Raw genomic sequence first — 22,341 nt, 5'->3', positions numbered from 1 at the left:
CGCACTTGGGCATCGTCATCCCGGCTCACAATGAACAAGACGAGATCCTCGGCTGTCTCGACTCGGTGGCCCAAGCGTGTGCTCAGGTCCCTGATGGGCTCGTGCCATTGTCCACTCGAATCCTCGTCGTGGCCGACGCCTGTACCGACGAAACGGTGTGCCGCGTCGCAGACTTCGCCGAACAGCATCCACAAGTCACGATACTTGAGACGTCGTTCAAGAACGTGGGCAGTGCCCGGAATGTCGCCTGGAATCACTTCAAGCAGATGGCTGAAGCTGATCGTGATGTCAACTTCGACCTGACATGGATTGCGTTCACCGATGCGGACAGCAGAGTTCCCACCCACTGGCTGACGACGCATCTTGCCATGGCGGAAGCCGGAAGCGACTGCCTGGTCGGCACAGTGTCGCCTCGACCTGATACCGGGTCGGCAGCGCTGATCGCGAAATGGCACTCTCACCACACGTTACTAGAGGACCATCCCCACGTGTTCGGCGCGAACCTGGGCATTCGAGGCTCGTATCTCAACATCATCGGCGGCATGCCTCAGCTGCCACTTGGCGAAGATGCCGCAACCGTTGCTGCAGTGCTCGCCGCCGGAGGAAACGTGAGACGCACAGATACCTGCCGGGTTCTCACCTCGGCCCGTCTGGAGGGACGCGCGGAGGGAGGCTTCAGCAGCTTTATGCAGAGCCTTCTTTGAGACCCGACTCTGCTCACAGCACTTCAGGGCGGCTCAGGCCGAGTTGTTCCCGACAACCCCAAGCTAATCGCGAGAACTGACGACTGTCAGCCTGTGCAGATCCTCGGGCACATCGACATCGGCCCCGTCGTCGAGGTCGGAGCAGTCGACGAGGTCGACGACAGCTCTGCGCGTCTCGAGCAGGTCGCGGGCACCGACGTCGCCGTGCGCGGCAGCCGCCGCCTGGCTCGTCCAGTTCTCATCGAAGAGCACAGGGTGACCGCGGTGCAGCGACCCATTCGCATCACAGTGGCCCGCAGCAGTGATCGCACGGGGACGATGGGCGGCGATGAGACGAGCGACTTCCGCCGCACAGATTCCGGGACGGTCCACAGGTGTGACCATGACGTCGGGTCCGGGGCCGATCGCCTGCAGGCCGCGGCGCAGCGAGGAACCCATACCCGAAGACCAGTCAGGGTTGAACGCGACGGACACGCGGTCACACCCGGCCAGCAGGCTCGCGACCTGCTCGCTGCAGGCTCCGGTGACGACTGTGACGTCCCGGCAGCCACCGTCGAGCAGGGCGAGGACCATCGACTCCACCAGGGTGAGCCCGTCCTCCCGCGTCAGCAGTGCCTTCGGCCCTCGGCCGAGGCGTCGTCCGGCTCCGGCGGCGAGGATGAGTCCTCTCGGGGGACCGGGGACGGGTCGTTTGGGAGGAGTCGACCCGGTCTCGCCGCTCACGCCGGCAGGAACGCGTCGCCGAAGATCGGCAGATCGCGGACTCGGACTCCGGTGGCGTTGAAGGCGGCGTTCGCGACCGCGGCTGCGGCACCGACGATGCCGATCTCACCGACGCCGCGCGCGCCGAGGGGACCGGCCTGCGGGTCCTTCTCGTCGAGCCAATCTGCCTCGATGTCGGTGATGTCTGCGTTGACGGGAACGTGATACTCCGCGAGGTCGTGGTTGACTACGTGACCGAAGCGCGGGTCGAGCTCGCCCTTCTCATGCAGAGCCATCCCGACGCCCATGGTCATGCCGCCGATGAGCTGTGAGCGTGCGGTGCTCGGGTTGACGATCCGCCCGGCGGAGAACATGCCGAACATGCGGTCGAGTCGGATCTCACCGGTGGTCGGCTGGATGCGGACCTCGGCGAAATGGGCGCCGAAAGAGTGCAGAGCGAACTTCTCCGCCGCGGGATTGGCCTCGGCCTCACCGTGGGCCTCGGCTCCGACGGCAGGATCGGCTCCGTGCTCGGAACGGAGCTCCTGGGCTGCGGAGACGATCGCGGTGCTCCAACTCGCCAAACCCGTGGATCCGCCGGCCACGGTCGCGTTCGGCAGCGCGGTGTCGCCGATTCGCAGATCTACTTGCCCGATGGGAACGCCGAGAGCGTCCGCGGCAGTCTGAGACAGGACGGTCCACGTCCCGGTGCCCAGATCGGCGGCACCGATCGAGACCTCAAAGCCTTCGGGAGTGCGGCGGATCCGCGCGACAGAGCCCGGCTGCCTGCCTGCCGGGTAGGTCGCAGAGGCCACGCCCATGCCGATGAACCAGCCGTTCTCCCGCCGGGCGCGCGGCTGCGGATTCCGCTTCTCCCAGCCGAAACGGTCTGCTCCTTCTCGCAGACAGTCGACGAGGCGGCGCTGGTTGAACGGCAGCCCGGTGTCCGGGTCCGTGGTCGGGTCATTGCGCACCCGCAGCTCGATGGGGTCGAGGCCGGCGGCCACTGCGAGTTCGTCCATGGCGATTTCGAGTCCGACCATGCCTGAAGCCTCGCCGGGAGCACGCATCCAGGAGGGCACCGGCACGTCGAGCGGAACCACTCGCTGGGTGAGGCGGCGGTTGTCGCCTGCGTACATCATGCGGCCCGGCTTCGTCGACTCCTCGGGGAACTCCTTGGTCTGCGAGGACATGGAGATCGCATCATAAGCGAAGGCCGTGAGCGTGCCGTCGGCTCTCGCGCCCAGACGGATGTGCTGCAGGGTCGGAGCTCGATAGCCGGTGATCGAGAACATCTGCTGCCGGGTCACGGCATATTTCACGGGTCGCCCCGGCACCGCCTGTGCCGCGAGGGCAGTGAGCATCATATCCGCGTGAGGGAGGCCCTTGGAGCCGAAGCCGCCGCCGACGTGCGGTGAGATGATGCGGATCTTCTCCTGCTCCACCCCGAGGATCGGCGCCAATGTCGCGCGTGCGGGGTGCACGCCCTGCGTCGAGGTCCACAGGGTCAGTTCGTCTCCGTCCCAGAGGGCGACGGTGGTATGCGGTTCCATGGGATTGTTGTGCTCCATGGGGGTGCTGTAGCGCTCATCGATGGATACGGCCGCCTCAGCGAGGGTTGTGTCGACATCGCCTGTGCGCACATCCCCGCCGCCCGACTCCGGTTCCCGGGCGGCCGGGTGGTCCTCGCGCAGCTCGACGTCGTGATCGTCCTGCACATAGGTGATCTCGATGAGGCTCGCCGCGTGGCGGGCCTGCTCGGGGGTGGTGGCGATGACGGCACCGAGGTACTGGCCTCGGAATCCGATCTCGGCAGAGCGCAGGATCGCGAGCTCACCGTCATCCGTGTCCGCCAGCTTGGGGGCGTTGTCGTGGGTGAGCACATGCACGACTCCCTCCGCGGATTCGGCTGCGGAAGGGTCGATGTGCGTTGCCCGCCCACGGGCGATCTGCGCCTGCAGGGGGTAGAGGAAGAGCGGATCGTCGAGGGGGTGTTCGTAGGCGTAGGGGGCGAGGCCGCGGACCTTGGCCGGGCCGTCGAGGCGGACCTGATGGGTACCGACGGCTGTGGTCGTGAACAGGTCACTCATGGGTGTCCTCCGTGGTCGATTCCGGCAGAGCTTCCGGGACTCCGGTGAGCTCGGCGAGCAGGGTGCAGATGGCGCCGCGAGTCATCTGGACCTTGAAACGGTTGCCGTCGAGGGGTTCCGCCGCCTCGAGCTCGGCGTCGGCTGCTGCCAGGAACGTCTCGGCAGTCGGTTCCGCCCCCCGAAGCACCGCCTCGGCGGCGCGGGCACGCCAGGGTTTGTGGGCGACGCCGCCGAGGGCGATCGCGGCTTCACGGATGACCGGCGCTCGCCCTGCGGTGTCGACGTCGACTCGGGCCGCGACGGAGACGAGAGCGAAGGCGTAGGAGGCGCGGTCGCGGATCTTCCGGTACGTCGAGGCGCCGGGCCGCGGGGGAGGGAGCTCGAGCGCCGTGATGAGTTCGCCATGCTCGAGGACGGTGTCCTGCTCAGGGCGATCCCCGGGCAGCCGGTGAAGCTCGGTGACCGGGATCCGGCGCTCACCGGTCGCACCGAGGACGACGACCGTGGCATCGAGTGCGGCCAGAGCGACGGCCATATCGGAGGGATGCGTGGCCACGCAGTCCGCTGAGGCACCGAGGATCGCGTGGTAGCGGGTGTAGCCGCCGATGGCCGAGCAGCCGGCACCGGGTTCGCGTTTGTTGCAGGGGGTCGAGGTGTCCTGGAAGTACACGCACCGGGTGCGCTGCAGCAGATTCCCGCCCATCGTGGCCGCGTTGCGCAGCTGACCGGAGGCACCGGAGAGCAGGGCACGTGCAAGCATCGGGTAGTCGCGTCGGATGCGCGGGTCGGCGGCGGCGTCGCTGTTGCGCACCATCGCACCGATCCGCAGGCCCCCGTCGTCGAGTGCCTCGACCTCCGTGAGCTCGAGACGATTGATGTCGACGACGAGACCTGGTTCTGCGACGCCCAGTTTGAGATGATCGACGAGGTTCGTACCTCCGGCCAGGAACACCGCATCGGGACGATCGGTGACAGTCGTGACGGCTCCGGCGGCATCGGCGGCGCGTTCGTAGTCGAAGGGATTCATCGTGACTCCTCTGCGGCTCGGCGCACGGCCGCGACGATGTTGACATAGGCTCCGCAGCGGCAGAGGTTGCCGCTCATTCGCTCGCGGATCTCCTCCTCGGACAGCTCCACCGGTCCCTCGAGGTCTTCGGTGACCACGCTCGGTGCGTTGTCGGCGGCTTCGGCCAGCATGCCTGCGGCCGAACAGACTTGGCCCGGTGTGCAGTACCCGCACTGGAACGCGTCGTGGGCGAGAAATGCCCGATGCAGGGTAGAGAGTTCACCCTCGGGGGCCAGACCGTCGGCGGTCATGACCTCGGCACCGTCGTGGGTGAGCGCGAGCGCCAGGCAGGAGTTGAGCCGACGACCGTCGACGAGGACGGTGCAGGCCCCGCATTGGCCGTGGTCGCAGCCCTTCTTCGCGGACATCACCCCCAGCCGGTCCCGCAGCGCATCGAGAAGAGTGGTTCTGGAATCCACGACCAGAGTGTGCTCCTGGCCGTCGACGGTGAGGTGCAGCGAATGTCCCATGTGAGAGCCTCCAGACAGCATTGTCGACGTCCGTCAAACCTAACCCCGTTCGGAAGCCGCGACAAGGGGGTTCACCGGCGCCGAGGGCGTTCGGCCGGTCCCGCACCCCCTGTTGCACGTGATCGGCGCGAAGTACGGTGAAAGGACTATCCAGCACGAACGGTGCACGCGAGGAGGTGCTCAGTGGCAGGTCATGAGCAGAAGGTCACGGTGGAGGGTCATCGACTGACATTGAGCAATCTGGACAAGGTTCTCTACCCGGAGACCGGCACGACGAAGGGGGAGATCCTCGACTACTGCGCCAGGATCGCCCCGCACCTCATCCGCCATGCCCGGGACCGGATCGCCACCCGAAAACGCTGGGTCGACGGCGTCGGCACTGCCGATGACCCCGGGGACGTGTTCTTCGAGAAGAACCTCCCGGAATCCGCACCGTCGTGGATCCGAACACGGGCGATTCGGCACTCCACCGGCACCAAACGCTATCCCCTGGTCAACGATCTCGCGACCCTGACCTATCTCACGCAGATGGCCGCGCTCGAGATCCATGTGCCCCAGTGGAGGGTGAGCGCCGGAGCGAAGGACCCCGGCACAATCGACGCGGAGACCCGCTGCCCCGACCGCATGGTCTTCGACCTGGACCCGGGCCCCGGACGCGGCCTCGCCGACTGCATCGAGGTGGCCCAGCTCGTGCGCGAACTTCTCGAGGGCATGGACCTGGAGGTCTACCCGGTAACCAGCGGATCGAAAGGCGTCCACCTCTATGCGCCGCTGGACGGGTCGGTGAGCTCGCAGCAGGTCTCCGATGTCGCCCATGAGCTCGCCCGCAGCCTGGAGGCCGACCACACGAACCTCATCGTCTCTGCGATGAAGAAGACGCTGCGGGAGAACAAGGTACTCATCGACTGGTCGCAGAATTCGGCGTCGAAGACCACGGTCGCCCCGTATTCGCTGCGCGGACGCTTCACCCCGTTGGTCGCCGCACCGCGCAGGTGGGACGAATTCGACGACCCGGCCGCCGTCGAGCAGGTGCGCTTCGAAGAGGTCCTCGACCGGGTCGATGAGGTCGGGGACCTCCTCGAGCCCCTCGCCGAGGCGGTCGGAGGAACCGCTTCGGCCCCGGAGTCCCAAGCCGACCCGAAGTCGGACGATGCCCCGAAAGCCGAGCGCGACCGACTGGAGGCCTACCGGTCCAAACGGGATCCGAAGCGCACGAGCGAACCCGTGCCAGGGAAACAGGGAACGAGCGGGGACGAGCTGACCTTCGTCATCCAGGAACACCATGCGAGGAGCCTCCACTGGGACTTCCGACTCGAACACGATGGGGTATTGGTGTCCTGGGCGTTGCCGAAGGGACCGCCGACCTACCCCGGGAAGAACCACCTGGCGGTCCAGACCGAGGATCACCCCCTCGAATACGGCAGTTTCGAAGGCACGATTCCGAAAGGGGAGTACGGGGCCGGCGACGTCGAGATCTGGGACGCAGGCACCATCGAGGTCGAGAAGTGGCAAGAAGGCAAGGAGATCATCGCGGTCCTCCACGGGCGCGAGGACGGCGGTCTCGGGGGAGTGCGGCGGTTCGCCCTGTTCAACACCGGTGACCACGGACCGAACAAGGAGCGCGAGAAGAACTGGATGATCCACCTCATGGAGGACGAGCCGAAGAAGCAGTCGGCGGCAGCGGACGACTCATCGAAGAAGGGCACGCCGACCGGGCGTACCTCCAAGAAGCGAGCTGCGAAGAAAGAGGCTCTGCCGGCGGATCTGTCCCCGATGCTCGCGAGCATCGGCGACATCGGCTCCCTCCGGCGGGAGGCCGAGGACTGGGCCTTCGAGATGAAATGGGACGGCATCCGTGCGCTGGCGAGGGTGGAGCCCGGTGACGGGGAGCGCACCGGCAGCATCGAGCTGACCAGCCGCAACGGCCATGACATGACGAACACGTACCCGGAGCTTCACGAACTGGTCGAGTGTATCGATGTCGACTGCATCCTCGACGGTGAGATCGTCGCCCTCGGGCAGGGCAGCCGACCGGACTTCGGACGCCTCCAGCGCAGAATGGGGCTGAGCCGGGACAGCGATATCGAACGGGAACAGCGACGCACCCCTGTCTACCTCATGCTCTTCGATGTCCTCCACGCGGACGGATCGTCGTTGCTGCGCACCCCCTATACGGAACGGCGCGAACGTCTGTTCGAACTCGTGACCGAGAGCGAGCACATCCATGTGCCCGAGGCCTTCGAAGGAAGCGTCGACGCCGCCTTCGAGTCCAGCCGGAAGCTTCGACTCGAAGGAGTGCTGGCGAAGCGGACCGACAGCGTCTATCTGCCCGGAAAGCGCACCCGCACCTGGACCAAGCTCAAGCACGCCTCGACCCGCGATGTCATCATCGTCGGCTGGCGGACCGGCGAAGGAGAACGCTCATCCAGCTTCGCCTCGCTATTGGTCGCCGCCCATGACGACGAAGGGCTCCACTACCTCGGTCGCGTGGGCACCGGGTTCGACGAGGCGGCCCTGCGGAGTCTGCGCTCCAGCCTCGATCGCCGGTCGCGGAAGACGCCGGCGCTCACCGTGCCGGCCGACGAGTCGCGAGATGCCCACTGGGTGCGACCCGACCTCGTCGGGGAGGTCCGGTTCTCTGGCCTGACCGAGGCCGGACGCCTGCGGCACCCGGTCTGGCGCGGCCTGCGCTCCGACATCGACGCAGAGGACGTCCGAGTCTGAACCAATCGACGCTGATTCTGCTCCGATCCTCAAGGACCTTTCTTCGGCGTTCGGGAATCGAGGGGTACCTCAGCCTGAGGTGTGCTTGCCACCGATGCCGGAGCGGCCGTCGGTGGAGTTGGCATTGAAGCCGATGAGGTCATAGCCCATCTCGGCGAGTTTCTCGTCCTCGGAACCGGGTGGTGTCGTACCGTCGATGGGCCGGCCGGCAGTCTCGTTGAAGAAGTGGATGCCGATGAGCCCGATGACTCCGGCCGCGACCAAGTAGATTGCGGGGAAGAGTTCGAAACCGGTCTTCTGGATGACGAAGGTGTTCACCGCTGCGGTCGTGCCGCCGAAGATAGCCGTGGAGATGTTGTAGCCGATGGCGAAGCCGGAGAACCGCACCTGCGTGGGGAAGATGGCCGGCAGCGTCGCCGAGACGCAGGACTGGAGCATGACCTGCAGCAGGGCGATGATGGCCAGGCCCACGATCTGCCAGCCGGCTGCCTCGGCGTGCATGAGCATGAACGCCGGCACGGAGAGGAGGATGAAGCCGATCGCCGAGGTGTAGAGAACCGGTTTGCGCCCGATGGAATCCGTCAGCCGCCCCAACGGCGTGATGACGATCATCATCGCCGCGAGCAGGCCGATGAGCATGAAGTTGCTCTCGACCTCCGAATGCCCCAGCGTTTCGGCCAGATAGGTCGGCATGTACGTCAGCACCATGTACTGGCCGATGTTGAGCAGAACGACGAACGCCATGAGCATGGTGATCTGCTTCGAGTATCCGCGGAACAGTTCCCGGAAAGGCTTCTTCGTCGTCTTCTGCCGTGACGTCGCTGCGGAGAAAGCCTCCGGTTCATCGAGCTTCATGCGCAGCCACAGCGCCACCGCGCCCAGCGGCAGGGTGAGGAGGAACGGAAGGCGCCACCAGCCGGCGTCCATCCCATCGCTGCCGACGAGCACGAGGAGGATAGTGCAGACCAGAGCTGCCGTGGCGGTCCCGGCGACGGTGCCGAGCTCGAGGAACGAACCGCAGAACCCGCGCCGCTTGTCGGGTGCCGATTCCGCCATGTACACGGCCGCGCCGCCGTACTCCCCGCCCGTGGAGAAGCCTTGGACCATCCGGCACAGGAGCAGCAGGATCGGCGCCAAGGCGCCGAGGGTGGCATAGGTGGGCAGGACGCCGATCAGCGTCGTCGGAATCGTCATCATGATGATCGTCAGGACCATGACGTGCTGACGTCCGATCTTGTCGCCCAAGGGCCCGAGGACGAATCCGCCGAGAGGCCGGAAGACGAAAGACAGCGCGAGAGTGGCGAAGGTCAGCGCCACACCCCATTCGCCGGGGAAGAACGCATTGGCGATGTAGACCGACACGTAGGAGTACACGCCGTAGTCGAACCATTCGACGGCGTTGCCCAACGCGGACCCTCCGATGGCGCGCTTGAGAGTGCGTTTGTCCTCCGGCGGCATCCTGCTCATGTCGATGCCGTCCGGGGTGGGAATCTTCTCGTCGCGCGAGGACTCGCTCAAGTTTCTCAACCTCCAGACTGTCACCGGGTGCGTTGTCGCACCCTCTGGGTGTCGCCCAACTGAGTCGGACCGCCTCGGCCCGAGACCATACCTGGGGCATGGTCGGCGTGTGCTGGGCACGTTACCACTGAGCAGGAGCGTTGTGTCCGCCCCCTTACGAACACAGGGCAACTGCGCTATCGTGCGGTGGCACGCACGAACTCTGCCCGTACTCGAAGGCCGCCCGAGGCGACATCCCGGTCGAAGTCGTCGCCGTCTGAGAGCGATGCGGGACCGGCGGTGCACTGCGCGCCAGAACGAAGTCCTCTGCTGGAGGTGCCTCTCGTGCCCTGCCGGCCGGCTTAAGGGCGGATTGCCCGTTCGTCGCTGCCATGCCCGGGCTTGAGGTCCCCCAGCTGAGAAGGCCGTAGGGGAGTGAAGCTTTGCCCGGTCTCGGTCGCGATCACACGTGCAGTGAGGCAGACGTGATCGCTCCCGTCGTCGAGCATCGCGATGCGTTCGACGATGAGACGGTTGGGCAGGTCCGCGAGCAGCGGCACCCCGTCCTCGGTGTCGGTGAAGTCAAGACCGGCGAACTTGTCCGTCTCCATTCCGGAAAGTGATCCGAAGTGCCGTGCCGACTCGCGGTCGACGTCAGTGAGGAAGTGCACCGCGAAGCGCTCGGAACGCAGCGCCACCCGGTAGGTGTGGTTGGCCTTCGACAGCCAGAAGCAGTAGTGCTCCGGATCGATGCTCGCCTGGGAATGGAAGCCGACCAGACAGCCGGCCCGTTCGCCCTCCGCCGAGGTGGTGACGACGATGAGCGGGGAATCGACCGAACCCATGAGGTCGTCGAGCCCGGAGGTGCTCATGATCGTCCCTCCGCCGCCGGCTTCGCTTCGTATCGGAGGAAGAGAGTGTCATCGGCGACCATCGTCGACTTCAGCGAGAACTGTGCGATGCCGGCGCCCGGCGGCGCGACGCTGACGGGCAGCGCATCGCCGCCCATCATCGGTGAGATCGACAGGCACAGCTCGTCGAGGCGGTCTGCGGCGACGAGCTCCCCGAGCCACCGGGGTCCGCCTTCGCACAGGACGACTTGGTAGCCGAGACCGGCAAGGGCCTGCAGAGCGGCGGCTGGTTCGACCCGCTCCTCGCCGGCGATGATGACCGTGGCCGCCTGTTCGGCGGCCGCCAGCCGCTCCGGATCGGCCTTTGCGCACGTGATGACGATGGTGCGCGCGTGCTCGGGTGCTGCGGTGAAGACCTGTGAGGACCAGTCGAGGTCGAGGCTGCGACTGACGACCGCCACGGGTGGCATCTCGGACTGTCCCCGTGTTTGACGCTGCGCTCGGGCGGACTCGCTCAGCCGCATCGGCGCGTAGCCTTCGCTGCGCACTGTCTGCGCGCCGACCATGACGACATCGGCGATCTGTCGCATCCGTCGGAACAGGTCCTGATCGGGTTCTGTCGACAGAGCACCGACGCGTCCGTGAATGGCGGCGGTTCCGTCGAGACCGGCGACCATGTGACCGGTCACCCAGCATTCGTGCCGCGGCTGGGTGCGTTCGACCTCGAGATAGGGTGTCAGCGGATCCGGGATCGGGGCACCGCGTCCGAGTGGCTCCATATGTGCAGTCTACTGAACCTCGCAGGCACTCGCGGCGACGACTTTCCGACCATCACCCGGACCCCGCTGACTGTTCACTGACGCGAGAAAGTCAGTCCGTCCAAGCGTCGTCGGTGAAATAGCCGTCGATGAACCCGGGCAGACGGTGACCGTCCTTCGCGGTCGCCAGTGTGTACGGGGCGACGTGGAAGCCGGCCTTGTCGAGTTCGCGCATCTTGTTCGTCGGCAGGTTCTTGCTCGGTCCCACCCATTCGATGCCGGCGTCCTTGATCTCTGCCGGTGATTCCTTCGGCATGGTCGAGCCCATGAGGTAGAGCGAGGTGTATCCGCGGTCGGCGATCGTCTTCGCCGCTTCGAAGTCGAAGGACTGGACGACGAGGGAGTCCTTCAACCCGCGTTCGTCGAATTCGTCGAGAACCCGGTCGACCTCCTCGGGGGTGGCCCCGGGTTTGATCTCGGGCACGAGGACGACCTCGCCGCCCATCTCGTCGAGGAGTTCGTCGAGGGTGACGGTGGCGGCTTCTTCTCCGCCGGCCGGGTGCTTGATCGTGGCTGCGTCCCATTCCTCCCGGCTGAGGTCCCGGATGGGTCCGGTCACGCCGTTGAGGGTGCGGTCGGCGGTGTCGTCGTGGATGAGAACGGGGGTGCCGTCTTCGAGGAACTGGATGTCCATCTCGGGGAGGAATCCGTCCTTCGCCGAGGCGGTGAATCCTTCCATGGATTCTTCCGGATAGACGTCGGCGCCGCCTCGGTGGGAGATCGTGGTCGTGAATTCGATGTCGGCGACCTTATCAGGGGCGGTGAAATCGCTGGCGGAGCCGAGTCCTGGTGCGTCGCCGGCGGAGCCGAGCCCGGCGGCTGCCGCGGGGGCGAGGCCGACGCCGAAGGTGGCCGAGGCAGTGAGGACCGCGGTGGCGAGGATGGTGAATGGACGGGTGCGCTGGGATGTTGCTCTCTGTGTATTCACGCCCCCGACGCTATGGAGGACAGGTTATATTGTGGCGAAGCCGCCGTGAACGTTCTTCGCAGAGTGGGCGAACGGCTGGGAGATGATTGACCTCGCCGAGGCGGCCGCCCGGGCCCGTACGGTCGGCCCTTCATCGAACGGCCGACACGAACCGTGGGTTAGTCAGTTTCCGAAGGCCTGCTTCGTATGCGAGCGGCCGACGGAGGCCATGATGATGAGGAAGATGCCCAAGATGATCGTGTAGATCGCGATGATCCAAACCAGCGCGAGCAATGCAGCTCCCGGGTTGGAGAAGACGACGATGAACATGATGACGGCGAAGATCATGTCGAGGACGCCGACGGCCTTCGACCATCCTTTGAATGATTTCGACGCGACGCTGAGGATGCCGCGGATGAGCATTCCCGACGCCATCATCAGCAGGATGACGGTGCCGCCCATGACGGCGAACGACAGCGGCATGATCATGATGATGACGCCGCCGATGACGTAGGCGATGCCTGCGCCCAGCTCCCAACCCCACGAGAGGTTCTGCCTGCGAGCGTGCAGTGCATGGGTGATCTCGAGGGCGCCGTCGACGATGAGCCAAGCGCCCACCCAGATTCCCAGAGCCACTGCCATTGCAGCGGGTGCGGCGAGGAGGAGGATTCCGAAGAGGACGGCGAGGATGCCGCGGATCAGCACCGCCCAAAAGGCGCCTTTGCCGAGCTCGGTCATCAGGGAGCGGACGGCGCCTGTGGGGTTCGTGGGATTCTGTGGTGTAGCCATGACTCCTCTTTCTGACATGTCTTTGGGTTACTTTCAGCCTAGCCCTGTGCTGCGGTGGGAGAAGGGTGGGGTGGGTGGCATGGCCGTGGTCCCATCCCCACAGGTTTCCCCACTCACATCCACTTCTTGACTCGGAAGACGACGTAGAGAACGACTCCCAACCCAAGCATGAGCCCCAACGCCATCGGATAGCCGAAAGCCCAGTGGAGTTCGGGCATATCGTCGAAGTTCATGCCGTAGATCGCTCCGACGAGGGTGGGGGCGAAGAGGATCGCTGCCCAGCCGGAGATCTTCTTCATGTCCTCGTTCTGCCGCTGCGCGACGAGGGTGGAATTGACGTTGAGGATCTGCGACAGGGCCTCACGGAGTTCGCCCGCCTCGGCGAGAACCCGGGTGAGGTGGTCGGTGACGTCATCGAGGTAGGCGCGCAGGTCATCGGGGATCGCGTACTTGGCGGCCCCGTTTCCGAGTGCCTGCGTCAGTCGGTTGAGGTGGGTGGAGTTGTGGAGGACATCGATCACTTCCTGGCTGAGGAGATAGATGCGCTCGGCGGCGGCAGTGTCCCCACTGAAGACCTGCCTCTCAATCCCGTCTTTGTCGTCCTGCAGTCCATCGAGAACAGGGAAGTACCCGTCGACCACGGTGTCGAGCAGGCGGAACATGAGCGCTTCTGGTCCGAGTGCGAGAAGTTCGCGGTCTTTCGCCCAGCTGCGCTTCTCGTTCGTGAAGTACTCCTGGACTCCGCTGGTGTCCGCCGGAATCGGTGTGCCGTCGATGAAGCGGTCTCCCTGACAGATGATGACGAGCACATCATCCTTCATGAGAAGGTGGAACTCGTTGAACTCGACTTCTTCTTTCGCGTCGATATAGACCGCTGATTTGAGGACGACGAAGAGCACATCACCGTATCGCTCGACCTTGGCCCGCTGGTTCGCGTGGAAGAGGTCATCGACGAGAACCGGATGCAGGTCCCACGTCGAGGCGACCTCCGCGAACAGCCCGGGAGCGGGCCTGGGGATGACGATCTGCGTGATCGAACCGGGAACGGACGAGCCGGAGCCGTCCGGGTCATGTGCAGACAGCGCGTCGGCGAAGGACCGGACGACGTTCATCTCCCGCGGTTCGCTGTCGATGATGCGGCGGCTGAACAGCGTCGGTGACTCGGTGGACTTCGCTTCTGACCCCACCGCCGGTCGCTTGCGCAGTGACGGTCGTTCGGGCTTGTCTCTGCGGACTCTTGCCATTGTGCTCCCTTTCCTCTGACAGCTCCTCAACGGTACTGCACACCTCTGTCGGCCTCAGGACGCAGCAAGTGGGAGCGAAATACTTTATCGTCGAATTCTCAGACCGGGTGCGGTGCCTGCGCCAAATCTCTGACTGCGCTTGTGCGCAGATGGGGTTAGAGTGGCAACCGGTCGGCATCGTCGCGGACCGGAAGCCCACCACGAGGAGCATGAGAGCACGGAGCCGTAGACCATGCCACGAATATTCTCCCGCCTTTGGCGCCGCTACCGGGATACAGCACTCTTCTTGAAGATGACGGCCGGGTTCGTCCTCGGACTCATCGTTGCCTTCGTCTTCGGAGAGAAGGCGCAGGTGCTGTCACCGATCGGTGACATCCTGCTCAACCTCCTCCAGCTGATCGTCATCCCGATCATCATGGTGACGCTGATCGACGCGGTCAACAGCACGCGCCCCGGAAACCTCGTCAGGGTCGCCTTCAAGACCTTCGCCTTCTACATCCTCACGACGATCGCCGCCGTCGTCATCAGTCTGTCCCTGGCCCTTCTGGTCAAACCGGGGACCGGTCTCCAACGCCCTGAGAAAGGCGCAGAGACACCCGAGGCCCCCTCATTCGTCGACCAGCTCGTCGGCATATTCCCCGAGAACATCTTCAAGGCTCTGGTCGACGGCAACATCCTCGCTCTGATCTTCGTGGCCATGATCGTCGGTCTCACGATGGCAGGTATGCGCCGCTCGTCCGATTCGACGATCTCCGGCTTCGGGAAGCTCGTGTACGACCTCGTACTTGCGGCCAAGGAGATGACGTTCCGCATCCTTGGAGGGATACTCCAATTTGCGCCGTTCGGTATCGCAGCCCTGGTGGCGAGCGATATCGGCAGCCAAGGAATCGATGCCCTGGCGGCCCTGGGCAAACTGACCGGCGTCGTCTATGCCGGTCTGGCAGCGCAGATACTCCTCGTCTATATTCCGCTGCTGCTGCTCAATCGAATTCCGGTCGGCGGATTCTTCCGCGTCGCCGGTGCGCCGATGGCCACGGCGTTCACGACTCAGAGCAGCTCAGGGACGATCCCTGTGTCGCTGGAGGCGACTAGGAAAGCAAATATCCGCCAAGAGGTCGCAGGCTTCGTCATCCCATTGGGTGCGACCATCAACATGGACGGGGCGGTCATCCGTCTGGGGGCGTCGGTGGTGCTGGCTGCCAACATCGTCGGCCATGACATGTCCGTGCTCGAACTCGGCGCGATCGTCCTCACGGCCACGTTCGTCTCGATCGGCACCGCAGGAGTCCCCGGCGCCGGACTCATAGGATTGACGATCCTGCTTCAGCAAGCCGGTCTCCCGCTTGAGACCGTCGCTCTGGTCGCCGGTGTCGACGTTCTGCTCGGAATGGGGGCGACGATGATCAACATCACCGGCGACCTCGTCGGAGTCCACCTCATCGACAAGAGTGAGAAGCGGATCAGCGAGGGCAGCCGAGGATTGTAGCCCTTTCACTCGAATCACGGGAGGGGTAGCGAAGGCTTCGTCATTCTGAGAGCGTGAGGGCACAGTCCGCACACGTGCTCACCCGACGACGTGGCGAGGCTCTGGACCGTGGAGTGAACTTCATCGATACAGCCAACCTCTACTCGGCCGGGGACGCGGAAAGAGTCCTCGGCGAGATCATGGGCGACAAACGCGATGAAGTCATCCTCACCTCAGATACGAATCACAGATGAAGGAGAAACACCGATGACCACACGTGACGAACTTCGTGCAGAGAAGGCCCTGCAGGGGATGGAATTCCCCGCCTCGAAGACCGAGCTCATCGACTACGCGACCGAACGCTCGGCCACCGCGAAGACACTTCAGGCCCTGCAAGCTCTGCCGGATCGACAGTTCGAGAACAAGGACGATGTCGTCGAAGCAGTCCCACAGGAGCCCGAAGGCGACGCCCCCGGAGGGGTCCACCGATGAGATCGGCCGGTGCACCGACGACGTGACAGAAGACTGCGAATCGGAAGAAGGTGTTTGAACATGCGCAGCGATGAGTTCCTCAAAAACGTCACCGAAACCGGCGGGCCCGGCGATCCTGAAAGCGCTGCCGTCGTGACCCGGACGGTATTGGATAACCTCGGCAAACAGCTCAAGGGCGGCGAGGCGGCGGATCTGGCCGCCCAGCTTCCTGCCGAACTGCAAGAGCCGCTCCAACGGCACGGCTCGAAGGCGCCGCTGACCGACGACGTCGATGATTTCCTCCGTCGTCTGGCTGATCAGCTAGGCGAGGGGATCGATCCTGATACCGCCCGCGCCTACGCGCGTGCGGTGATCTCGACGCTTGACGCCGCAGTCTCCGAAGGCGAGGTCGACGATCTCCGCTCACAGCTGCCCGCAGGCTTCGCACCGCTGTTCGAAGACTGATCTCTTCGGGGCGTACCCCTCACGCGAGAAGAACGCGAGGTGCGAGGTGCATGCTGTGAGGATGCTCTTGGCGACGCCGACCATATCGCGTGAGAGCTCACCACGATCAAGCAGGAACGGAGGTCGAGTTCAGGTCGGACACAGATAGGCATGCACAATAGTCTCCATGACCTTCCTACCGGCAGATCTGCCGCACACCGCTGTTCGCGGCGCCAATTTCGCGCAGTCGGTCGCCAAACTCGTGGCTCAGAGACTGCGGGAACGCGTCCGTGAATCGCGACTGCCAGACGAATTCTCTCCGCAGGACGATGACCATTTCGTCGCAGCCGGCTACTTCGCCGGTGACCTCACCTCGGTTTACCAGCTCGAGCAGTGGTTCTGGCCCTTCAAGCAACTCGAAGCGCGGCTCAAGGAAGCCGGTCATGGGGATCAGCCTTTCGGGATCATTGTCCGCAATGCCCCGGTGGCGGAGTACCTGAAGAGCATCACCTCGTTCCCGGTGCGGTTCTCACGCCTGACCAGCGGCCTCGACAAGTTCATGCAGTCCCCGAGTCTCCGTGCCGTCTTCTATGTCAACCAGGGAACCAGCAATTTCCAAGCGCTGCGCTACCCCGAGCCCGCTCACGTGCACCTCAGCCACGGCGAGAGCGAGAAGATCTCGATGATTTCCAACCAGCTCAAGGGGTACGACTATGTCTTCACCGCCGGCCGGGCTGCAAGGGAACGCGTCCAGCAGGCTCTTTACGGAATGAGCGACGATCGCATGTTCGACGTCGGACGACCGCAGCTCGACCGCCCCCGTTCGGTTCCGCACGAGTGGAAGAAATTCAAAGAGGCGTCCCCGGATGGGCAAGCCGTATTCTATGCGCCCACGTGGGAGGGTGACTCTCCGTCGATGGCGTACGGCACCATCGCCTACAACGGAACGCAGCTCGTCACTTCGCTGCTGGAAGCCGGATACCGAGTGATCTTCCGCCCGCACCCGCGCACGGGGGTGATGTGCCACGAATTTGAGAAGGCTGTCGAAGACGTGGCGGAGATCGTCGAGTCCGATCGGCGTGGGTTCCTCGACAAGAGTCCAGACGTGTCGTGGCAGTTGGACGAGGCCGACCTGGCCGTGGTCGAGATGACGTCGGTCGCCTTCGACTGGCTTGCCTCTGGAAAACCCCTCGTGATGGTCCAGCCTCACGAACCTCAGGCAGAGGTGCTCGAAGGCGGCCTGATGGATCTGTGTCCGACAGTCGGATCCACCGGTGAAGCCGATGTCGTCGACGCCATCGCCGAGGCAGTCGCGCAAGCCGGGTCTGTTGCGGCGATCGCCCAGCTCTATCTCGGTGACACGAGCCCAGGGGCGCAGATGGCCCGTTTCATCCGGTCAAGCGAGCAGGTGATCGCCCAGCGGGTCGAGGAGCATCGGTTAAAGCATCTCGTGTGAAGCATATGACAATTTCTTAACTCGAAATTACAGAATGGTAAAATAACGCCGGACCAATTCCGCGGCCCACCACCTGGGCTCCGATCACTGGACGGAAACAGCAATGCGACGAGTCATCACTTACGGAACCTTCGACCTGCTCCACTACGGGCATATCCGCCTGCTCCAGCGGTGCAAGGACCAGGGCGACTACTTGGTGGTTGCTCTCTCCAGCGACGAGTTCAACGCAGGCAAGGGCAAGAAGTCGTACTTCAGCTACGAAGAGCGCAAGCACATGCTCGAGGCGATCCGCTACGTCGACCTCGTCATTCCTGAAGACAACTGGGAGCAGAAGTCGACTGATGTCGACAAGTACCACATCGACACGTTCGTAATGGGCGACGACTGGGAAGGCGAGTTCGACTTCCTCAAAGACAAGTGCGAGGTCGTCTACCTCCCCCGCACACCCGAGATCTCGACGACGCGGATCAAGACCGAGCTGGGCAAGTCCTGACCGAACCGGCGCGGGCTTCGCGCTATCGTGGCTGGATACCATCCATGAATCAGAGAGGAACGGACGTGCCCGAAGAGTCCCCGGCGAAACATCCGACGCTGTCGGAGCTTCGGGCCAAGGCACAGCCGATCGAAGTCCGCAGCCGCAAGAACGCGGAGCACTGGACCGCGCAGCTCTACCTCCGGCACATCTCGATCTACTTCACGATGCTGCTCGTGCGCACCAGAATCAGCGCCAACGGCGTCACCGGTCTGATGATCCTGGCTGGGTGGTGCGTCGCCGGAAGCCTCTTGATCCCCGGAATCTGGGGCGCTGTGCTTGCCGTCTTCTTCTCCCAAGTGCAGATGTACATCGACTGCTGCGACGGTGAAGTCGCTCGCTGGAGAGGCACCAGCGGAGCCAAGGGCGTCTTCCTCGATAAGGTCGGCCACTACACCACAGAGGGCCTGGTCGCGGTTGCCCTCGGTGTGCGGGCCGTGGGGGAGTGGAACAACCTCGTCGAAGATCCGACCGGTTCCTACCCTCTTCTCCTCGCCGGCACCGCGTTGGCCGCACTGGTCCTGCTCAACAAGGCGCTCAACGACATGGTCCACGTCTCCCGCGCGTTCAACGGCCTCGACAAACTCGCTGATTCCAAGGCGGCCACCGAGGTCAACCCGGGTCTCGTCGCCACCCTCAAACGTATCGCCCGCTTCGTGCCCTTCCACCGGATCTTCCATTCTGTGGAGATGTCGCTTATGGCGCTGCTCTCGAGCATCGTGACAGCGATTGCTGTGGTACCAGGGGCCGGACCGCTGTTCGGAGAGCGATGGCTCGTTCTCATCATGGCGCCCTTGTGCCTGCTCTCGGTCATCGGACATTTCCTGTCGATCATGGCATCGAAGAGGCTGTCATGAGCGATGCTTCGAGGATCCTCTCCCAGCGGTTCGAAGAGAATCGCCGGTACACATTCGGCGTCGTCGTCCTGAGCCAGGGAAAGCGACTCGACGACCTCAACCGCGGATTCGAATCACTTCTCGCGCAGAAGGGCGTCGACCTCGACATCGTCTGCGTGGGCAACGGGTGGGAACCGGAAGGAATCCCGGACCAGGTCAAGAAGCTCGGTCTGCCGGAGAACCTCGGCATTCCGGCCGGACGCAACGCCGGAGTCCCCCACGTCGACGGCGAGTTCCTGTTCTTCCTTGACGATGACGCATGGCTGCCGGATGACACGTCGCTGATGCGCATGGCACAACTGATGCGGACTAAACCGCAGATCGGACTGATCCAGCCAAGGGTTGAGGAGCCCGGTGGGCCGGATGCACCGAAACGGTGGATTCCCAGACTGAAGAAGGGAAGCGCCGACCATTCATCGAATGTGTTCTCTGTGTGGGAAGGCGCAGTCTGCATGCAGCGCCGGGCCTTCGACGCGTGCGGCGGATGGCCAGCCCCCTTCTGGTACGCACACGAGGGAATCGAACTCGCGTGGAGGGTATGGGACGCCGGCTACATCGTCTGGTACATGGGCGACCTCGCCGTCGCTCACCCAGTGATCGACCCGAGGCGCCACGACGAATACTTCTACATGAATGCGAGAAACAGAGTCTGGCTGGCCCGACGCAACCTGCCGTGGCCGTTCAGCTGGGCCTATGTGGGCTCCTGGACCTTGATGCAGTTCATCAAATGGGCCAACAAGCCACATCAGCTCAAGGCCTGGATGGAAGGATGGCGGGCCGGCTGGCGTCTCGACCCGTGGGGCCAAGACGAAGACAGGCAGAAGCTGTCAAGACGAGGTGTACTTCGAATGTCCCGGCACGGACGCCCCCCGATCGTGTGAACGCCAGGATTATCCGCCCGGCGCGCGAGAGATCGCACCGAGAACAAAGAGGGGACCGCGGTCGGGTCCGACCTCACCGACTGAGAAACCGAGTGGAGCCGCTTCATGTCGTCATCAGCGTACGTTGCTGAAAGCTCTCCCCACGCGAACAGCGCACCTCAGCCCTCCGGCTTCCGCTCCGATATCCAGGGGCTGCGTGCACTGGCCGTGGGGATCGTGCTGCTGTACCACCTGTGGCCGACTACATTCGACGGCGGATTCGTCGGAGTCGACATCTTCTTCGTCATCTCCGGCTTCCTCATCACCACCCACCTCATCAAGTCCCCTCCGCGAAGCTGGTCGGACGTAGCCAAGTTCTGGGCACGACGTGTCCGGCGACTGCTGCCGGCATCCCTGCTCGTCCTCTTCCTCGTCGGCATCGCCACCTTCCTCGTCGCTCCGCAGTCGGTGTGGGCCGATACCGGGCGGCAGATCCTCTCTGCTGGCCTCTACGTCGTCAACTGGGACTTCGCTGTCTCCAGCGTCGACTACCTCGCCGCAGACAATGCTCCATCACCGGTACAGCATTTCTGGTCGCTGTCAGTCGAAGAGCAGTTCTACTTCGTCTGGCCCATGATCATCGGCCTGGCATTCCTCATCGGAACAAAGCTCGGTCGATCGAAGAGAATCGTCGGGTTCACCGTCCTCGGGATCTTCCTCGCCTCGTTCGTCTTCTCCATCTGGTACACGGCCGCAGAACCCGCAATGGCCTACTTCATCACCCCGACGAGGATGTGGGAGCTGGCTGCCGGGGGCCTTGTCGCCATCTTCGTGCTCTATATTCGACCCGAACGACTGCCGTTCAGCTCATTGCTCGGATGGATCGGTCTCGCTGGCATCGTGGCCGCCACATTTCTCATTCGCGCGGACATGCCCTTCCCCGGATACATTGCGCTCGTCCCGGTGCTGTCGACAGCTCTCGTCATCCTCGCCGACTCCCGCGGACGCACGTCTGTACTTCCGCTGCTGTCGCTGCGACCGGTGCGCTTCCTCGGCGATATCTCGTACTCCGTCTATCTCTGGCACTGGCCGCTCATCGTCCTTGTGCCCTACGCCTCGGTCAAGCTGGGCCGTTCAGAGAGCCTCGGCGTGATCGACAACATCGCCATCATCCTGGTCTCGATCGTCGCCGCCTGGGCGTCGACGGCCTGGGTGGAGAACCGATTCCGCAAATCAGCGTTCTTCAGCAGTTCAAAGAAGACCTTTGGCTTCGCAGCTGTGGCTATGGCGCTCGTTGTTGCCCTCGGTCTCAGCCAGATGGTCGTCGCGAACAACCTCGTCGAGCAGAATGAGGACGAACTCCAAGCCCGGCTGGATGACCCGGACTCCTGCCTCGGCGGCAGGATCCTCCTGCCCAACGCGAAGGACAATCCCAATTGCGAGGGAATGGAGTCCCTCCAGATGGAACCGGCAGCGGCGAAGAAGGACAAGTCCAAGGCTTACGCGGACGGCTGCTGGGCCAGCGCCCCTTACGCGAGCAAACCCGAGTGCACCTACGGAGACGGCTCGAAGCATGTCGCCTTGGTCGGCAATTCGCATGCCGGTCATTGGCTGCCGGCGCTCGAACGGTTGGCCGAGGAGAAAGACCTGACCATCACCACGTTCCTCGCTTCGAACTGCAGCATTTCGACCCTGCCGCAGGATCTCTCGACTTCCGACGAGACCAAAGGATGTCAGCACTACGCTGATTGGGTCACCGAGCGGACGACCCAAGGCGGCTTCGACGCCGTGATCACCTCGGAACGCCAGTCGACGCCGTTGGACGGGATGGACTGGGACGAAACCGAAGCGAAGGCTCCCGAAGGGCACAGGGAGATCCTGCAACGCTGGATCGATGCGGAACTCGATGTCGTCGTCATCCGGGACACCCCGTACCCGGGTGGGCAGGACATCAATGTGCCGGACTGTGTAGCCAAACATGAAGATGATCTCGCTGCCTGTTCCGGAGCTCCGGAGGAATGGCACTGGATGGACCCCTTGGCAGCCTCGGCGAAATCGATCGATTCGAAACGGCTCTCTGTCATCTATCCCGAGGACTGGTTCTGCCCCGAGGGGCGCTGCGAGCCTGTCATCGGCGGCGTCATCACCTACTTCGATACCGCACACATCACTGCGACCTATGCGGAAACCCTCGCACCTCAACTCGGATCGAGACTCAGCCGGACAGGTTTGGACACCTTCGGCTGACCTTCGGAAGGAAATCGGTCACCGATTCATCGAACTGACAGTGAAGTTCGATATCGTGTGGCTGATCGACTCCGAGCCTCACACCTGATCCCACGACCGTTCACCGAA

21 protein-coding genes are annotated in these 22,341 nt (G+C 64.0%); 11 read left to right on the top strand and 10 right to left on the bottom strand.

What is annotated here, in order from left to right:
• Positions 1-5 precede the first annotated feature (5 nt).
• Positions 6-704 carry a glycosyltransferase gene (locus tag LJ362_RS13240; RefSeq protein ID WP_264799522.1) on the top strand — a complete coding sequence of 233 codons (699 nt, stop codon included), beginning with the start codon at positions 6-8 and terminating at the stop codon, positions 702-704.
• A 63-nt stretch (positions 705-767) separates the two neighbouring features.
• Here LJ362_RS13240 and LJ362_RS13235 read toward each other — a convergent pair whose 3' ends face one another.
• From LJ362_RS13235 to LJ362_RS13220, 4 genes are read right to left on the bottom strand one after another with little or no spacing between them, the layout of a single operon-like run.
• Positions 768-1,427, bottom strand: coding sequence for an NTP transferase domain-containing protein (locus LJ362_RS13235; protein WP_264799521.1), 660 nt, complete (start codon positions 1,425-1,427; stop codon positions 768-770).
• Positions 1,424-3,496 carry a xanthine dehydrogenase family protein molybdopterin-binding subunit gene (locus tag LJ362_RS13230; protein WP_264799520.1) on the bottom strand — a complete coding sequence of 691 codons (2,073 nt, stop codon included), beginning with the start codon at positions 3,494-3,496 and terminating at the stop codon, positions 1,424-1,426. The genes LJ362_RS13235 and LJ362_RS13230 overlap by 4 nt, the downstream gene beginning before the upstream one ends.
• Positions 3,489-4,523, bottom strand: a complete 1,035-nt coding sequence (locus LJ362_RS13225) for an FAD binding domain-containing protein (RefSeq protein ID WP_264799519.1) — start codon at positions 4,521-4,523, stop codon at positions 3,489-3,491. The genes LJ362_RS13230 and LJ362_RS13225 overlap by 8 nt, the downstream gene beginning before the upstream one ends.
• Positions 4,520-5,032 carry a (2Fe-2S)-binding protein gene (locus tag LJ362_RS13220; RefSeq protein WP_082819431.1) on the bottom strand — a complete coding sequence of 171 codons (513 nt, stop codon included), beginning with the start codon at positions 5,030-5,032 and terminating at the stop codon, positions 4,520-4,522. Before LJ362_RS13220 ends, LJ362_RS13225 begins: the two co-directional genes overlap by 4 nt.
• A gap of 183 nt (positions 5,033-5,215) precedes the next feature.
• On the opposite strand from LJ362_RS13220, the gene LJ362_RS13215 reads away from it, so the two are divergent.
• Positions 5,216-7,756, top strand: coding sequence for an ATP-dependent DNA ligase (locus tag LJ362_RS13215; RefSeq protein ID WP_264799518.1), 2,541 nt, complete (start codon positions 5,216-5,218; stop codon positions 7,754-7,756).
• Positions 7,757-7,825: 69 nt separating this feature from the next.
• Here the strand turns inward: LJ362_RS13215 and LJ362_RS13210 are convergent, their stop codons facing one another.
• The 6 genes from LJ362_RS13210 to LJ362_RS13185 all read right to left on the bottom strand — a co-directional run bounded on the left by LJ362_RS13210 (position 7,826) and on the right by LJ362_RS13185 (position 13,862).
• Positions 7,826-9,274: an MFS transporter gene (locus LJ362_RS13210; protein ID WP_264799517.1), complete on the bottom strand. Its 1,449-nt coding sequence runs from the start codon at positions 9,272-9,274 to the stop codon at positions 7,826-7,828.
• A 341-nt stretch (positions 9,275-9,615) separates the two neighbouring features.
• The gene (locus LJ362_RS13205) at positions 9,616-10,125 is read right to left on the bottom strand and encodes a flavin reductase family protein (protein WP_264799516.1); all 510 of its coding nucleotides are present in this window, start codon (positions 10,123-10,125) and stop codon (positions 9,616-9,618) included.
• Complete coding sequence (locus tag LJ362_RS13200) at positions 10,122-10,883, bottom strand: pyrimidine reductase family protein (RefSeq protein WP_264799515.1); 762 nt, start codon at positions 10,881-10,883, stop codon at positions 10,122-10,124. Before LJ362_RS13200 ends, LJ362_RS13205 begins: the two co-directional genes overlap by 4 nt.
• A gap of 91 nt (positions 10,884-10,974) precedes the next feature.
• Positions 10,975-11,850 (bottom strand): glycerophosphodiester phosphodiesterase, encoded by an 876-nt coding sequence (locus LJ362_RS13195; protein ID WP_264799514.1) that lies wholly within the window; start codon positions 11,848-11,850, stop codon positions 10,975-10,977.
• 162 nt (positions 11,851-12,012) lie between these two features.
• Positions 12,013-12,618 (bottom strand): HdeD family acid-resistance protein, encoded by a 606-nt coding sequence (locus tag LJ362_RS13190; RefSeq protein ID WP_264799513.1) that lies wholly within the window; start codon positions 12,616-12,618, stop codon positions 12,013-12,015.
• Between the two features lie 113 nt (positions 12,619-12,731).
• A complete protein-coding gene (locus LJ362_RS13185) occupies positions 12,732-13,862 on the bottom strand; it encodes a magnesium and cobalt transport protein CorA (protein ID WP_264799512.1) in 1,131 nt (376 codons plus the stop codon).
• Between the two features lie 292 nt (positions 13,863-14,154).
• On the opposite strand from LJ362_RS13185, the gene LJ362_RS13180 reads away from it, so the two are divergent.
• The 9 genes from LJ362_RS13180 to LJ362_RS13140 all read left to right on the top strand — a co-directional run bounded on the left by LJ362_RS13180 (position 14,155) and on the right by LJ362_RS13140 (position 22,233).
• On the top strand, positions 14,155-15,348 hold the full coding sequence (locus LJ362_RS13180; protein WP_264801848.1) for a dicarboxylate/amino acid:cation symporter: 1,194 nt from the start codon (positions 14,155-14,157) through the stop codon (positions 15,346-15,348).
• Positions 15,349-15,401: 53 nt separating this feature from the next.
• Positions 15,402-15,581, top strand: coding sequence for an aldo/keto reductase (locus tag LJ362_RS13175; protein ID WP_264799511.1), 180 nt, complete (start codon positions 15,402-15,404; stop codon positions 15,579-15,581).
• Positions 15,582-15,594: 13 nt separating this feature from the next.
• Positions 15,595-15,819 carry a DUF2795 domain-containing protein gene (locus LJ362_RS13170; protein ID WP_127364806.1) on the top strand — a complete coding sequence of 75 codons (225 nt, stop codon included), beginning with the start codon at positions 15,595-15,597 and terminating at the stop codon, positions 15,817-15,819.
• A 60-nt stretch (positions 15,820-15,879) separates the two neighbouring features.
• Positions 15,880-16,263 carry a DUF2267 domain-containing protein gene (locus tag LJ362_RS13165; protein WP_264799510.1) on the top strand — a complete coding sequence of 128 codons (384 nt, stop codon included), beginning with the start codon at positions 15,880-15,882 and terminating at the stop codon, positions 16,261-16,263.
• Positions 16,264-16,429: 166 nt separating this feature from the next.
• The gene (locus tag LJ362_RS13160; RefSeq protein ID WP_264799509.1) at positions 16,430-17,698 is read left to right on the top strand and encodes a CDP-glycerol glycerophosphotransferase family protein; all 1,269 of its coding nucleotides are present in this window, start codon (positions 16,430-16,432) and stop codon (positions 17,696-17,698) included.
• Positions 17,699-17,801: 103 nt separating this feature from the next.
• Positions 17,802-18,191, top strand: a complete 390-nt coding sequence (tagD, locus tag LJ362_RS13155; RefSeq protein WP_264799508.1) for a glycerol-3-phosphate cytidylyltransferase — start codon at positions 17,802-17,804, stop codon at positions 18,189-18,191.
• Between the two features lie 44 nt (positions 18,192-18,235).
• Entirely contained in the window at positions 18,236-19,087 is an 852-nt protein-coding gene (locus LJ362_RS13150; protein WP_264799507.1) for a CDP-alcohol phosphatidyltransferase family protein, read from the top strand.
• Positions 19,084-20,007, top strand: a complete 924-nt coding sequence (locus tag LJ362_RS13145) for a glycosyltransferase family 2 protein (protein ID WP_264799506.1) — start codon at positions 19,084-19,086, stop codon at positions 20,005-20,007. Before LJ362_RS13150 ends, LJ362_RS13145 begins: the two co-directional genes overlap by 4 nt.
• A gap of 105 nt (positions 20,008-20,112) precedes the next feature.
• Entirely contained in the window at positions 20,113-22,233 is a 2,121-nt protein-coding gene (locus LJ362_RS13140) for an acyltransferase family protein (protein ID WP_264799505.1), read from the top strand.
• The last annotated feature ends 108 nt before the right edge of the window (positions 22,234-22,341 follow it).

The sequence above is a fragment of the Brevibacterium sp. JSBI002 genome (assembly GCF_026013965.1).
Classification (GTDB): Bacteria; Actinomycetota; Actinomycetes; order Actinomycetales; family Brevibacteriaceae; genus Brevibacterium.
This window is presented reverse-complemented; position numbering and strand designations above follow the sequence as displayed.